5 protein-coding genes are annotated in these 16063 nt (G+C 74.4%); 1 reads left to right on the top strand and 4 read right to left on the bottom strand.

Translation table 11 applies throughout. From position 1 onward, the window contains the following. Positions 1–6 precede the first annotated feature (6 nt). From WA788_RS33535 to ccrA, 4 genes are all read right to left on the bottom strand, one after another. Positions 7–837: an AfsR/SARP family transcriptional regulator gene (locus tag WA788_RS33535; protein ID WP_335984068.1), complete on the bottom strand. Its 831-nt coding sequence runs from the start codon at positions 835–837 to the stop codon at positions 7–9. A 470-nt stretch (positions 838–1307) separates the two neighbouring features. Next, positions 1308–2318 carry a beta-ketoacyl-ACP synthase III gene (locus WA788_RS33530; protein ID WP_335984066.1) on the bottom strand — a complete coding sequence of 337 codons (1011 nt, stop codon included), beginning with the start codon at positions 2316–2318 and terminating at the stop codon, positions 1308–1310. Further along, the gene (locus WA788_RS33525) at positions 2318–4135 is read right to left on the bottom strand and encodes a fatty acyl-AMP ligase (RefSeq protein ID WP_335984107.1); all 1818 of its coding nucleotides are present in this window, start codon (positions 4133–4135) and stop codon (positions 2318–2320) included. The genes WA788_RS33530 and WA788_RS33525 overlap by 1 nt, the downstream gene beginning before the upstream one ends. Positions 4136–4174: 39 nt before the next feature. Beyond that, positions 4175–5506: a crotonyl-CoA carboxylase/reductase gene (ccrA, locus tag WA788_RS33520; protein WP_335984064.1), complete on the bottom strand. Its 1332-nt coding sequence runs from the start codon at positions 5504–5506 to the stop codon at positions 4175–4177. Between the two features lie 661 nt (positions 5507–6167). Here ccrA and WA788_RS33515 point away from each other — a divergent pair. Next, positions 6168–16063 (top strand): type I polyketide synthase (locus tag WA788_RS33515; protein WP_443034135.1); only part of this gene is annotated, 9896 nt, incomplete at its 3' end.

Genomic DNA, 16063 nt, shown 5'->3' with positions numbered 1-16063 from the left:
CGGCGGTCAGCTCGCGGGGTGGCAGGGCGTCAGTTGCTGGAGGAACAGCTTGGACTCCTGGTCGGCCTCCAGCGACGAGTCCCGGCGCAGAATTCCCTGCTGGACCGTCCGTATACGCGGCGACGGTTCCATTCCCAATTCGTCGCGCAGGTTCTGGTGGAGCGTCTGGAAAGTCTCCAGCGCCTGGCCGGGGCGGCCCGAGCGGTACAGCGCCACCATCAAAAGGGAGTGGATATTCTCGTGCAGCGGGTGCTGGACCACCAGGCCGGAGAGTTCTCCGATGACCTCGTGGTGCCGGCCCAGCCGCAGGTCGGCCTCAATGCGCTGCTCCAGGGTGCCCATGCGCTGTTCCTCCAGGGAGACGCGGTGGGCCAGCAGTTGCGGGCCGGTGCGCACGTCCACCAGCGCCGGTCCGCGCCAGCAGGCGAGCGCCTGGCGCAGGGCGGCCGAGGCCCGGCTGTTGTCCCCGGCGGCCAGCGCCCGGCGGCCGAGGGCGGCGTGCCGGGTGAAGTCGCTGGCGTCGTGGGCGCCCTCGCCCGCCGACAACTGGTATCCCCAACCGGTGTACGTCAGTACCTGCTGCGCCACCACCGCGCCGCTGACCCGTAACGCGGCCGCCAGCAGCCGGCGCAGCAGCACGATGTAGGTCTGCACCGTGGTGAGCGCGCTGGGCGGTGGAGCGCTCTCCCACAACTCGTCGACCAGCACGTCGACCGGGACCACGCGGTCGGCCCGGACCGCCAGGAGCGCCAGCAGCTGCCGGGGCTTCGGTGCGCTCGGCGCCGCGTCCTGGTCGTTGGCGCCGACGACCAGTGGCCCGAGAATCCCGATGTCCAATGCTTCCCCCACGAAAACGCGTGCGAATAGGGAGTGGATTTCGAGTATATCCGGTGCGTGAATGTGAATTGTCAGACGTTCGTGCGCAGAGCATACGTCAGGCCGTGTATCGCCTGTCAAGGGCGCCTGTCTTTGCGGGGTGATGGCGTGTTCTTGACTTTCTCTTGGCCGCGTTCCGGGCAGTGGTCCATGCTGACCGCTGCGGCCTTGGCGGCGGATGCCGGGTCGCTGGCTTTCTGCTGCCCCTGGTCCGCATTTGGGAAGAGCGCGCCCGTTGAAGTGATTTATACGCATCCCTGACGGTAATTGTGCTTCAGGGTTCCGTGGCCGTATTCCGGCGAAATCATTCGCAACGGTATACGCACATGTGAGGCCCTGGCCAGAGGTGTGCCATGACAAAACGCCATGTTCACAGGAATGGTTTCGGCGCCGGCCGCGGGCATGCGGCCGGCGCCGTCCGCCGGGCCCGCTCAGGGCAGGGCGACCACCAGGGCGCCGTGGTTGAGCCCGGCGCCGAAGCCCGCGAGCAGCGCGAGGTCGCCGCTGCCGGCGCGGCCCTGCGCCAACATGCGCTCCATCGCCATCGGGATCGACGCCGCCGAGGTGTTGCCGGTGTCCACCACGTCGCGGGCCACCGCCACGTGTGGTGGCAGGCCGAGCGCGGCCGCCGCCGACTCGACGATCCGCAGGTTGGCCTGGTGCGGGATGAAGGCGCCCAGCTGCGACGGGGAGGTGCCGGCCGCGGCCAGCGCCCGGCGGCACAGGTCGGGGACCAGCCCGATCGCCCACCGGTAGACGGCAGGGCCGTTCATCCGCAGCGTCGGCCAGGGCGTGGCGCCGTCCCGCAGCTCCAGCCACGACGCGGAGTGCGTGATCGTCTCCTTCTGCCCGCCGTCGGCGCCCCACACCACCGGGCCGATCCCGGGGGTGTCGGACCGGCCGACCACCGCCGCGCCGGCGCCGTCGCCGAACAGGAACGCGGTGGCCCGGTCGCGCGGGTCCACGATGTCGCTCATCCGCTCCGAGCCGGCCACCAGCACGTGCCGGCAGGCCCCGGTCCTGATCAGCCCGTCGGCCAGGGCGAGGGAGTGCACGAAGCCGGCGCAGGCCGCGCTCACGTCCATCGCCGCGGCCGCCGCGGCGCCGGCCTGGTGCGCGACCTGCGGTGCGGCGGCGGGCGACTGCTCCAGGTGGGACATGGTGGCCAGCAGCACCAGGTCGATGTCCTCGGCGGCCACCCCGGACTGGGCGAGCGCCTTGAGCGACGCGGCGACCGCCATCGCGACGACGGTCTCCTCCGCGTCGGCGAAGCGGCGGGTGACGATCCCGGAGTGCCGCCTGATCCACTCGTCGCTGGAGTCGATCAGCGGGACGAGTTCGTCGTTCGGCACCACCCGGCCGGGCCGGTAGGCGCCGACGCCCAGGATGCGCGAGCCGGCCGCCGAGGTGGCCGTACCCAGCGGGGTGACCGTGCCTGCCATCACGCCTCCCGTGCCGGTGCCGGTGTTGGTGTTGGTGTGGGTTCGGGTGCGGGTGCGGCTTCCGGTGCGGCCGCCCGCCGGGGCGCCGCCGCCGTCACCGGGCCGAACTCGCCGTCCAGGTAGCGGCTGCGGGCCAGCCGGCGCTGCACCTTGCCGCTGGAGGTCTTCGGCAGCGCCCCGCGGCGCAGCACCACCACCTCGTCGACCTTCAGCCGCTGCCGGTCCCAGACGGACGCGCGCACCCGGGCCCGCAGCGCGTCGGCGCCGCCGTTGCGCAGCGCCCGCCCGTCGGCCTCCACCAGCAGGACGAGCCGCTCGGTGCTCCCGTCGTCCAGGGCGAAGGCCGCCGCGCAGTTGGGGCGCAGTGCCTGGTCGCCGAGTTCGGCCGACAGCTCGATGTCCTGCGGGTAGAAGTTGCGGCCCTGGTGGATGACCACGTCCTTCAGCCGCCCGGCGACGAAGACCTCCCCGTCGTGCACGAACCCCAGGTCGCCGGTCCGCAACCAGGTGCCGTCCGCGCCGCGTCCGGCGAGCACCGCGCCGAAGGCGGCGGCGCTCTCGGCCGGGCGGCCGTGGTAACCGCGGGCGACGCAGGGGCCGTTGATCCACAACTCGCCGACCCGCCCGGGCGGCTGCTCGCTGCCGCGCTCGGGGTCCACCACGGCCACCCGCGTGGTCGGCGCGGGCGCACCGCACCCCATCAGCGGCACGCCGTCCCCGGCCGCCGCGCCGGTCAGCGGCACCACCCGGCCGTCCTGGAGCGCCCCGGCGTCGACCCGCAGCAGCGTGGGCACCCGGTCGGCCGGACTGCCGCTGAGCTTGAGGGTGTTCTCGGCCAGGCCGTACCCCGGGCACATGGCCTGCGGCCGGAACCCGGCGGGCGCGTAGGCGGCGGTGAAGTCCCGTGCGGTCGCCCAGCGCACCGGCTCGGCGCCGTTGACCGCGACCCGCCAGGACGACAGGTCGAGGCCGGCCGCCACGGTGTCCGCGGCGACACGCGCGCACAGCTCGTAGGCGAAGCTGGGCGCGGCGGCGTGGGTGCCGCGGAAGCGGGAGATCGCCTCCAGCCAGCGCGCGGGCCGCCGGATGAACGCCTGGGGCGCCATCAGGTAGGCCGGGACGCCGGTGAACAGCGGCAGCACCACGCCGAAGAGCAGGCCCATGTCATGGAAGAGCGGCAGCCAGTTCACGACGGTCCCGTCCGACCCCACCGGCCACAGCGCCACGGTCTCCGCGACGTTGGCGCGGAAGTTGGCGTGGGTGACCTCGACGCCCTTGGGGTCGCCGGTGGAGCCGGAGGTGTACTGGAGCAGCGCCAGGTCGTCCGGGGCGGGCGGCCGCGGAGTCCACCCGGCGGGCGGGGCGTCCGGCAGCGCGGTGGTGTCGATCAGGGTCAGGCCGGTCAGCAGGTCGCCGAAGCGCTCCTCCAACTCCCGTTTGACCGCAGGGGTGGTGAGGATCGTCTTGGCGCCCGCGTCCTCGGCGATCCGGCGGGCCCGCTCCATGCCGCGGCGGCGGGTCGGCACCTGCACGGGCGCGCCCGCGGTCCCGGCGTACATGCAGCCGAGCAGGGCGGCGACGAACTCCAGGCCGGACGGGTAGAGCAGCAGCGCGGTGCCGCCGGCGAGCCCGGCCGCCTCCAGGGCGGCCGCCCGGGCGCGGGCCGCCCGGTCCAGCGCGCCGTAGGTCAGGGTCTGCTCGGGGTTCTCGCCGTCGCGCAGGAAGACGTACGCGACGGCGTCGGGCTGCTGCTCGCTCCTGGCCCGCAGTGCCTCGGGCAGGGTGCGGGCGACCTCGGCCGGTAAGGCGAGTTCCATGGCGGTCACGTGGGGCACACCTCCTGTTGCGGGCCCGCCCTACGCGGACCGGAGCGGGTTGAGCGTGTGCTCACCCAGCCGGGCGCGCAGTTGCGGGTCGGTGACGCCGAGGCCCTCCTCGGGGGCCATGCACAGCACACCGACCTTGCCGGTGTGCCCGTTCGTCTGCACCAGCCGGGTCGCCTCGCCCGCTTCGGCCAGCGGGTACACCGCGGACAGCACCGGGGAGAGCTTGCCGAGCCGGCTCAGCCGCATCGCCTCGGTGGCCTCGGCGAGGTTCATGCCGTGGCTGCCGATGATGCGCTTGAGGTTCATCCACAGGTAGCGGTTGTCGTAGTGGTGCTCGTAGCCGGAGCTGGAACCGCAGGTGACGACGGCGCCGCCGCGGCGGGCCACGATCACCGACATGCCGAAGGTGGCCCGGCCGATGTAGTCGAAGACGATGTGCGGGTCCTCGCCGACCTCCTGGCGGATCGCGCGGCCCAGCCGCTTGGCGAGCTTCACCGTGGCGGCCCCGGGTTCCGGCTGGGAGCCGATGCCGATCTCCTGGCGGTTGATCACCACGTCGCAGCCGAGCCGGCGGGCGAGTTCCGCCTTGGGCTCGGAGCTGACCACGCCGACGGGCACGCCGCCGCCGTTCTTGACCATCTGCACGGCGAACGAGCCGAGCCCGCCGGTCGCGCCCCAGATCAGCACCACGTCGCCCTGCTTCATCCGGGCGCCGTGCTCGCCGATCAGCATCCGGTAGGCGGTGCCGCCGCACAGCGGGATGCAGGCGGCCTCCTCCCAGCTGAGGTGGCCGGGCTTGGGCATGAGCTGACCGGCGCGGACCACCGCGTAGTGCGCCATGCCGCCGAAGTTGGTCTCGTAGCCCCACGCCTGCATGTCGGAGAGCAGGCTGTCGGCGTGCGTCCTGGGGTCTTCGGCGTCGGCGAGCACGGGGGAGACGGAGACGTGGTCGCCGACGTGCCAGCGGCGCACCCCGGAGCCGGTGCGGACGATCACGCCCGCGGCGTCGGAGCCGAGCACGTGGTAGGGCTGGTCGTGCCGGGCGTCCCAACCGCCGCCCTTGGCCAGCCGCTTGAGCGCGTCGAAGGTGGAGATCGGCTCGAACATCGCCGACCACACGGTGTTGTAGTTGACGGAGCTGGCCATCACCGCCACCAGCACCTCGTCGGGCGCCAGTTCCGGCATCGGCACCCGGCCCACGCGCACCGCCTGGCGGACGTCCTTGGCGGCACTGTCCATGCCCATGAACACGCCCGCGTCCTCCTGCCGCAGATGCGCCGCGAGGTATTCCTCGGGCACCGGCAAGCGGCTCAACTCGTCCGGGTCGGCACCCCGGAGAACTGCCTCGGTCATGGGTTCCATGTAGCCTCACCTCGGGCCGGACGAAATTCCTGGCGTGCAGGACGACAAGGACGAATTTACGGGAGCGGGCAAGTGGCCCGACACCCCTAACATTCGTCCCCGAAGACGTCCGGAGAAGCGCCGACCGGTCATGGGTGCCGCCTATTTCCGCGGGGCCGGGGGCAATAGTGGCCCGGCGGCGCGGCGGCTACTGTTCAGTACGGCGCAACGGATCATCCCGTGCCCGCCGCCACGGCCGGAACCCCTAACTCCGGGCCCGGCCGTCACCCCTAGCCCGCGCCTCACCCCTAACGCCCCACCGCCGCCAACTGCCCCTTCCCGGCCAGCTCAAGCGGGGTGCGGCGGTACCGCGCAACGCCCGACGCGCACTCCCGCGGGCCCGGCCGCGGCACCCCGCGACGCTACCGAGGGTAAGAAAGGGACCCCGCCGCAAAGCCGGCGCCCGCATCCCGTTCCTAGGGGGCGGATAGGGGGACCGGGGCGGTCGGGAGCCTGGGTAGCCTACCGGGAAACGAGATGCCGCGTACGCCTGGCACGGAGCACACGGAGAATCCGCGACGGTTCTCGACGGACCGTCAGGACGGTTTCTTCCGGCGGCTTCTCGTTTTCCTGATATGCCGACCGTGTATCGGACGTCGACCGGCTCGGGGCCGTGGGAGCGATAGTGAGTGACGACAAGTCCTTCGAGTATCTGAAGAAAGTGACTTCGGAGCTCAAGCGAACCCGGAACCGGCTCTCGGAACTCGAGTCGAAATCCCGGGAACCGCTCGCCGTCGTCGGCATGGCCTGCCGCTTCCCCGGCGGGGTGACCGGCCCCGACGACCTGTGGCGGCTGGTCGCCTCCGGCACCGACGCGGTCTCGGTCTTCCCCGCCGACCGCGGCTGGGACGTCGAGCAGCTGCACGACCCCACCGGGCAGCGCCCGAACACCTCCCTCACCCGCGAGGGCGGATTCCTCACCGCCGCCGCGGACTTCGACGCCGGGTTCTTCGGCATCTCCCCCCGCGAGGCGCTGGCGATGGACCCGCAGCAGCGGCTGCTGCTGGAGGTGTCCTGGGAGGCCCTGGAGCACGCCGGGATCGACCCGCGCACCCTCGCCGGCTCGTCCACCGGCGTCTTCACCGGCCTGATGTACCACGACTACCCGGCCTCCGACCAGCCCGACGCCACCGAGGGCACCGGCTCGGCGGGCCTGGGCGCCAACGGCGCCGTCGCCTCCGGCCGCGTCTCCTACGTCCTGGGCCTGGAGGGCCCGGCCGTCACCGTGGACACCGCCTGCTCCTCGTCGCTGGTGGCGATGCACTGGGCCGGGCAGGCGCTGCGCTCCGGCGAGTGCACCCTCGCCCTGGCCGGCGGCGTGACCGTGATGGCGACCCCCAGCACCTACGTGGAGTTCAGCCGGCAGGGCGGCGCCGTCTCACCCGACGGCCGCTGCCGGGCCTTCGCCGAGACCGCCGACGGCACCGGCTTCAGCGAGGGCGTCGGCGTCCTCGTGCTGGAGCGGCTGTCCGACGCCCGGCGCAACGGCCACGAGGTGCTGGCGGTCGTCCGCTCCAGCGCCGTCAACCAGGACGGCGCCTCCAACGGTCTCACCGCGCCCAACGGCCCCGCCCAGCAGCGCGTCATCCGCCAGGCACTGGCCGCCGCGGGCCTCACGCCGGCCGACGTGGACGCCGTCGAGGCCCACGGCACCGGCACCACGCTCGGCGACCCCATCGAGGCACAGGCGCTGCTGGCCACCTACGGGCAGGGCCGCCCCGTCGACCAGCCGCTGTGGCTCGGCTCCATCAAGTCCAACATCGGCCACACCCAGGCCGCCGCCGGCGTCGCCGGGGTCATCAAGATGATCGAGGCGATGCGCCACGGCGCGCTGCCCCCCACCCTCCACGCCGACCAGCCCACCTCGCACGTCGACTGGACCTCCGGCCAGGTGCGGCTGCTGACGGACCACCGGCCCTGGCCGCGGACCGGGCACCCGCGCCGCGCGGCCGTCTCCTCCTTCGGCGTGTCCGGCACCAACGCCCACGTCATCCTCGAAGCCGATGCCCCGGCGGAGTCCGCAGCCGCACCCGTAGACGTCGTAGACGCCGCCGGCCCCGGCCTGTTCGCGCCCCGCACCAGCATGGCCTGGACGCTGTCCGCCCGCAGTGCCAAGGCCCTCGCCGGACAGGCGGGCCGCCTGCTGGCACGCGTCCAGGACGACCCCGGCCTCGACCCCGCCGACGTCGGCTGGTCGCTGCTGCACACCCGCGCCCTCTTCGACCACCGCGCCGTCGTCGTCGGCGCCGACCGGGACGAGCTGGTCGCGGGCCTGGCCGCACTCGCCGCCGGGGAGCCGGCCGCAAACGCCGTCACCGGCGCCGCCCGCACCGGCGGCCGAGCCGTTTTCGTCTACCCCGGCCAGGGCTCCCAGTGGGCCGGCATGGCCACCGAACTCCTCGCCAGCTCACCGGTGTTCGCCGCGAAGGTCGAGGAGTGCGCCGAGGCGCTGGACCCGCTGGTCGACTGGTCGCTGCTGGACGTGCTGCGCCACCCCGAGCAGTCCGCGGACCTGCTCAAGCGCATCGACGTCTACCACCCGGTCTTCTTCACGATGATGGTCGCCCTCACCGAGGTCTGGCGCGCCATGGGCGTGGAGCCGGCCGCCGTCGTCGGGCACTCCCAGGGCGAGGTCGCCGCCGCCCACGTGGCCGGCGCGCTCTCACTGACCGACGCCTACCGCGTGGTGCTCGTACGCGGCAACATCTTCGAGAACGTCCTGTTCGGCACCGGCGCCATCGCCACCGTCAAACTCGGCCAGGCCGCCGTAGAGGAGCAGATCGCCAAGTACGCCGAGCTGTACGTCTCGGGCGTCAACTCCGGCTCCGCGGTCACCGTCTCCGGCAGCATGGCCGACGTCACCGCCTACCTCGCCGAGTGCGCCGCCGCCGGCGTGCCCGCCCGCATCCTCGGCGAGGCCGCCTCCCACTCGCCCGCCCTGGAGCCGCTGCGGACACGGCTGCTCGACGAACTGTCCTTCGTCCGGCCCCGGGCCGGCACCATCCCGATGTACTCCACCGTCGACGCCGCCCTCGTCGACACCGCCACGCTCGACGCCGAGTACTGGTACCGCAACCTGCGCTCGCCGGTGCTGTTCGAGCAGACCACCCGCGCCATGGTCGAGGACGGCTTCGGCGCGTTCGTCGAGACCAGCGCCCACCCGGTCCTGACGGTGCCGCTCCAGGAGACCCTCGACACCCACTACCCCGACCTCGCCGCCGACGCGGCCGTCACCGGCACCCTGCGCCGCAACGAGGGCGGCCCCGCCCGGATGCTGGCCTCGGCCGCCCACCTGTTCACGCACGGCGTGCCCGTCGTCTGGGACGGCCTGTTCACCGGGCACACCCCGCGCCGCGTCGACCTGCCCACGTACGCCTTCCAGCACCGCCGGTTCTGGAACGCGGCGCCGGAACCGGCCGCGGGCCGCGACCCGCTGGACGCGCTGTTCTGGGCCGACGTCGAAGGCGGACGGCTGGCCGGTGCGCTCGGCGTGGCCGACGAGGTCGCCGCCGAACTGGCCCCGGCCCTGCTGGACTGGCGCGAGCGCCGCACGCGGGAAGCCGCCGCCGACGACTGGACCTACCGCCCGACCTGGGTGCCGGTCGACGGCCTGCGCCAGGGCCCGCCCGGCGGCCGCTGGCTCGTGGTCGCCGCCGACCCCGCCGACCCCTGGACCGCCGGCGTCGCCACCGCCCTCGGCCCGGACACCGCCGTCCTCACCCCCGCCGACGCCACCGACGAACACCTCGCCGGGCAGCGGTACGACGGCGTCGCCTGGCTGCCGCCCACCGGCGAAGACGGCCCCGCGGCCACCCTCCTGCTGGTCCAGGCGCTGCGCGCGGCCGGCCTTGCGGCACCGCTGTGGGTCCTCACCCGCGGCGCCGCCACCACCCGCCCCGGCGAGGCCACCGCCGGCATGTGGCAGGGCGCCGTCTGGGGCCTGGGCCGGGTCGCCGCCCTCGAACTGCCCGACCTGTGGGGCGGGTTGGCCGACCTGCCCGCGACCTACGACCCGGCCGCCGCGGCCCGCCTCGGCGGTGTGCTCACCGGCGGCCACGGCGAGGACCAACTCGCCGTACGCGCCTTCGGGGTGCTCGCCCGCCGGCTGACACGCGCCGCGGTGCACGGCACCGCCGAAGCGTGGACGACCAGCGGCACCGCCCTGGTCACCGGCGGCACCGGCGGCCTCGGCGCCCACGTCGCCCGCTGGCTCGCCGAACGCGGCGCCGAGCACCTGGTGCTGCTCTCCCGCCGCGGCCCGGACGCGCCCGGCGCGGCCGAACTGCGCACCGAACTGGAGCAGTCCGGCGTACGCGTCAGCGTGCACGCCTGCGACGTCGCCGACCGGGCGGCCATGACCGCCGTCCTCGCCGCGATACCGCACGACATGCCGCTGCGCACGGTCGTGCACGCCGCGGGCGTCGGCAGCGCACTGACACCGGTGGCGGACCTCACGCCCGACCAGCTCGCGTTCGAACTGCGGGTCAAGGGCGAAGGCGCCCTGCTGCTGGACGAGCTGACCGCCGGCATGGAGCTGGACGCGTTCGTGCTGTTCTCCTCCGGCGCGGCCTCGTGGGGCGGCGCGGGGCAGGGCGGTTACGCGGCGGGCAACGCCTGCCTGGACAGCCTTGCCGAGTACCGCCGCGCCCAGGGGCGGACCGCCACGTCGATCGCCTGGGGCGGCTGGGCCGGGCCCGGACTGACCGACATCGACGCCCAGTTCGTGGACTACCTGCGGCGCATGGGTGTGCTCGCCATGCAGCCGGACCTCGCGATCGCGGCCATGCAGCGCGTCCTGGAGCAGGACGAGACCGTGCTCACCGTCTCCGACATGGACTGGGCGAAGTTCGTCCCCGCCTTCACCCTGGCCCGCCCGAGCAACCTCTTCGCTCTGCTCCCCGAGGCGGCCCCGGCCGCCGGCGAGCCGTCCGAGGACGACGGAGACGGCTTCGCCGCCCGGGTCTCCGCCATGCCCGCCGCCGAACGGCGCGCCTACCTCACCACCCTGGTCCGCGACCACGCCGCCGCCGTCCTGGGACACAGCGGCGGCGACGAGATCGACCCCGGCCAGGCCTTCCGCGAGGTCGGCTTCGACTCCCTGACCGCCGTCGAACTGCGCAACCGGCTCCAGACCGCGACCGGCACCAGCCTGCCCGCCACCCTGGTCTTCGACTACCCCAGCGCCGCCCGGCTGGCCGGCCACCTCGCCGAGCGGTTCGGCGACGCGGCCGAGCAGGACCGCACCGCCCTGCCCGTACCCCAGCAGCTCACCGACGACCCGATCGCCGTGGTCGGCGTGGCCTGCCGCTTCCCCGGCGGCGTCACCGGCCCCGACGAGCTGTGGCAGCTGGTCGCCTCCGGCACGGACGCCGTCTCGGGCTTCCCCGGCGACCGCGGCTGGGACCTCGACGCGCTCCACGACCCCGCCGGCTACCGCCCCGGCGCCTCGATCACCCGCGAAGGCGGATTCGTCGACTCCGCCACGGAGTTCGACGCGGGCTTCTTCGGGATCTCGCCGCGCGAGGCGCTGGCGATGGACCCGCAGCAGCGGCTGCTGCTGGAGGTGGCCTGGGAGTCGCTGGAGCACGCCGGGATCGACCCGGCCACCCTGGCCGGGAGCGCCACCGGCGTCTTCGTCGGCGCCGCCGCCTCCGGCTACCTGGAGGCCATCGACGACCTGCCCGAGACCGAGAGCCACCGCATGACCAGCGGGCTGCTCTCCGTCATCTCCGGCCGGCTGTCGTACGTGCTCGGGCTGGAGGGACCGGCCGTCACCGTGGACACCGCGTGCTCCTCCTCGCTGGTGGCGATGCACTGGGCCGGGCAGGCGCTGCGCTCCGGCGAGTGCTCGCTCGCGCTGGCCGGCGGCGTCAACGTGCTGGTCAGCCCGGTCGGGTTCACCGAGTTCAGCCGCCAGGGCGGGCTGGCCCCCGACGGGCGGGTCAAGGCGTTCGCCGAGGCCGCCGACGGCACCAGCTGGTCGGAGGGCGCGGGCATCCTCGTCCTGGAGCGGCTGTCCGACGCGCGGCGCAACGGCCACGAGGTGCTGGCGGTCGTCCGCTCCAGTGCCGTCAACCAAGACGGCGCGTCCAACGGCCTGACCGCGCCCAACGGCCCCTCCCAGCAGCGCGTCATCCGCCAGGCGCTGGCCGCCGGCTCGCTGTCGCCCTCCGAAGTGGACGTGGTGGAGGCGCACGGTACCGGCACGACGCTGGGCGACCCGATCGAGGCGCAGGCGCTGCTCGCGACCTACGGGCAGGGCCGCCCCGACGACCGGCCGCTGTGGCTGGGCACCATCAAGTCCAACATCGGCCACGCGCAGGCCGCCGCCGGCGCCGCCGGGGCCATCAAGATGGTGCAGGCCATCCGGCACGGCGCGCTGCCGCCCACCTTGAACGTGGACGAGCCGAGCACCCATGTGGACTGGACCGCAGGCCGGGTGCGGCTGCTCACCGAGCAGCAGCCGTGGCCGGAGACCGGGCGCCCGCGCCGCGCGGGCGTCTCCTCCTTCGGCGTGTCCGGCACCAACGCGCACGTGATCCTGGAGGCCGCGCCCCCGCTGGAGGCCGCGCCCCCGCTGGAGGCCGCGCCCCCGGTGGAAGCCGAGCCCCCGGTGGAAGCCGAGCCGGGCACCGCGATCGGCACGCAGACCGTGTGGGTCGTCTCCGGGCGGTCGGCCGACGCCGTGGCCGCGCAGGCCGAACGGCTGCTGGCGCGCGTCGCGCAGGACGGCGGTCCGGACCCGGCCGACGTGGCGTACTCGCTGCTGCGGTCCCGCTCCCTCTTCGACCACCGCGCGGTGGTGGTCGGCGCCGATGCCGATGAACTGACGGCCGGACTACGGGCGTTGGCGGCCGGTGAGTCGGCTGCGGGTGTGGCGCAGGGCGTGGCGCGCAACGGGCGCCGGGTGGCGGTGCTGTTCACCGGCCAGGGTGCGCAACGCCTCGGGATGGGGCGGGAGCTGTACGAGGAGTCGGGGGTGTTCGCTGCGGCCTTCGACGAGGTCGTGGCCGAGTTGGACCGGCACCTCGATGTGCCGCTGCGGGAGGTGGTGTGGGGTGAGGATGCGGAGGTGCTGAACGCGACGGGGTGGGCGCAGCCGGCGTTGTTCGCGGTTGAGGTGGCGTTGTTCCGGTTGCTGGAGTCCTTCGGGGTGCGGGCGGACTATCTGCTCGGCCATTCCATTGGTGAGGTGGCGGCGGCTCATGTGGCGGGGGTCTTCGACCTGGCGGACGCCTGCCGGCTCGTGGCGGCGCGGGCGCGTTTGATGCAGGCGCTTCCGGCGGGTGGGGCGATGGTGGCGATTGCCGCGCCGGAGGAGGACGTACGGCCGCATCTGTCCGACGAGGTGTCCCTCGCGGCGGTCAACGCGCCCGGCTCGGTGGTCGTTTCGGGCCACGAAGCCGCTGTCCTCGCCGTGCGGGAGCACTTCAAGGCGCTGGGCGTGAAGACGACGCGTCTGCGGGTCTCGCACGCGTTCCACTCGGCGCTCATGGACCCGATGCTGGCGGACTTCACCGCGGCGATCGCCGACGTGACGTTCGCCGAGCCCCGTGTCCCCGTGGTGTCGAACCTGACGGGTGAGCCCGCGGACATGACGTCCCCCACGTACTGGGCGCAGCAGGTGCGTTCGGCGGTCCGCTTCGCGGACGGGCTGGCGTGGCTGGCCGGGCAGGGCGTGGACACCTTCGTCGAGGCGGGCCCCGACGCGGTGCTGGCCGGGCTGGTGGAGCGGGAGGACGCCACCGCGGTGGCGTTGCAGCGCCGAGACCGGGCCGGCGGCCGTACCGTACTGCTGGCGCTGGCGCGGCTGTTCGCCGAAGGGGTGCCGGTCGGGTGGGACCGCCTGGTCGGCGGGGCCGGGCGGCGCCGGGTGGACCTGCCGACGTACGCCTTCCAGCGGCGGCGGTACTGGCCCGAGGGCGGCACGGGAGCGGCGGACGTGGCGGCCGCCGGGCTGGCGGCGGTCGCCCACCCGCTGCTGGGCGCGGTGGTGCCCTCGCCCGAGGGCGGCGGCGTGGTGTTCACGTCGCGGCTGTCGGTGGCCGCGCAGCCGTGGCTGGCCGACCACGCCGTGCAGGGGGCGGTGCTCTTCCCCGGCACCGGCTTCGTGGAGCTGGCGGTGCACGCCGCGGACGCGGTCGGCTGCGGCCGGGTCCGCGAGGTGATCGTGGAGGCGCCGCTGGTGCTGCCCGCGCGCGGCGGCGTCCAGGTGCAGGTCGTCGTCGGGGAGGCCGAGGAGGGGCAGCGCCCGGTCACCGTGTACGCGCGCCCCGACGACGGCGCCGACCGGCCGTGGGTGCGGCACGCCAGCGGCGCCGTGGACAGCGCGGCGGGCGCGGCCGCGGCCGGCTTCGAGGTGCTGGCCGGGGTGTGGCCGCCGCCCGGCGCCGAGGAGTTGGCGACCGAGGGGATCTACCAGCGGATCGCCGAGCAGGGCTTCGTGTACGGCCCGTCGTTCCAGGGGCTGGCGCGGGCGTGGCGGCACGACGGGCATGTCTTCGCCGAAGTGGCCCTGCCCGAACCGCAGTCGGGCCGGGCGGACGGCTTCGGCCTGCACCCGGCGCTGCTGGACGCGGTGATGCACGCGCTGGCATTCGTGGACCTGGAGCCGGCGGAGTACGGGCGGCTGCCGTTCAGCTTCGGCGACGTGGCGCTGCACGCCTCCGGCGCGAGCCGGGTCCGGGCCTGCCTGACCAGGACCGGCCCCGACGCGCTGTCGATCGCGGTCGCCGACGAGTCCGGTGACGCGGTGCTGTCACTGGGGTCGCTGGTCGTCCGCCCGCTGACCCCGCAGGCGCTGACGTCCGCGGGCGGCGGCGACGAGGCCGTACTCGCCCTGGAATGGCAGCCGTTGGAGGTCCGGGAGCCGCAGGCGGCGGACTGGGAGAGCGTGGCCGCCGGGGTGGTGGCCGGGCCCGGTGTGGCCGCGGACCTGCTGCCGGGCGCGGCACCGTACGCGCACGCCGGCCTGGTGGACCCGCAGGCGGACGCGGCGCTGCCGCTGGTGGTCGCGGTGGCCGGCGGCGCGGACCCGGTGCGCGGCGCGCACGAGGCGACCGGGTGGATGCTGGAGCAGCTCCGGACATGGCAGTCCGGCGGCCGGGAGCTGGTCGTGGTGACCTCGGGCGCGGTCGCCGCCGCTCCCGGCGAGAGGGTGGCGGACCTGGGCGCCGCGGCCGTGTGGGGCCTGGTGCGTTCGGCGCAGGCGGAGCAGCCGGGCCGGATCACCCTGGTCGATACCGACGCCGCCACCGGTCTGACGGCCGGGCTGCTCGCCGCCGTACGCGGCACCGGCGAACCCCAACTGGCCCTCCGCGCGGGCACCTTGCACGCGGCGCGGCTGTCGCGGGCGGACACCGGGCTGGCCGTTCCGGAGGGCGGCGGTGCCTGGCACCTGGACTCCACCGCCAAGGGCACGCTGGAGAACCTGCGGCTGGTGCCCTTCCCGGCGGCCGAACGGCCGCTGGCCGGGGGCGAGATCAGGATCGAGGTGCGGGCGGCGGGGTTGAACTTCCGCGACGTCCTCAACGCGCTGGGCATGTACCCGGGCGAGGCGGGCCCGCTCGGCGGCGAAGTGGCCGGTGTCGTCACCGAGGTGGGCGCCGACGTGGCGGACCTGCGGGTCGGCGACCGCGTGATGGGCCTGAGCGACGGCGGGCTCGGCTCCGTGGCCGTCACCGACCGGCGGCTGGTCGCGCCGATCCCGGCGGGCTGGTCCTTCACCACGGCCGCGTCGGTGCCGACGGTGTTCCTCACCGCGTACTACGGCCTGGTGGACCTGGCCGGGCTCCGGCCGGGCGAGCGCGTCCTCGTCCACGCGGGTGCGGGCGGCGTCGGCATGGCCGCGCTGCAACTGGCCCGCCACCTGGGCGCCGAGGTCTTCACGACGGCGAGCGAGGGCAAGTGGCCCGCGCTGCGCGAACGCGGCGTCGACACCGCCCACTTGGCGTCCTCGCGCACCCTGGACTTTGAGGACGCCTTCCGGCGGGTCACCGGCGGCCGGGGCGTGGACGTCGTACTGAACTCGCTGACCGGTGAGTTCATCGACGCGTCGATGCGGCTGATGCCGGGCGGCGGCCGGTTCGTCGAGATGGGCAAGGCCGACCTGCGGACGGACGAGCAGGTCGAGTCCGCCTACCCGGGCGTCAGTTACCACACCTACGACCTGGTGCAGGCCGGACCCGACCGGGTCCAGCAGATGCTGCGCGAACTGGCCGGGCTGTTCGAGGCGGGCGCGATCGAGCCGCTGCCGACCGTGGAGTGGGAGGTGCGGCAGGCGCCGGAGGCGTTCCGGTTCATGAGTCAGGCGAAGCATGTCGGCAAGATTGTGCTGACGGTGCGTCAGGAGCTGGTGGGTGGGGGCACGGTTCTGGTCACGGGTGGTACGGGCGGTCTGGGTGGGGTGTTGGCGCGGCATCTGGTGGCGGTGCACGGGGTGCGGGATCTGGTGCTGGTGTCGCGGCGGGGGCGTTCGGCGCCTGGGGCTGAGGAGTTGGTGGCGGAGCTGTCCGAGTC

Origin of the sequence: Streptomyces sp. CA2R106, assembly GCF_037034245.1 — a bacterium.
Classification (GTDB): domain Bacteria; phylum Actinomycetota; class Actinomycetes; order Streptomycetales; family Streptomycetaceae; genus Actinacidiphila.
Note: the sequence above shows the minus strand (reverse complement) of the source record. Positions and strands in the feature narration are given on the sequence as shown.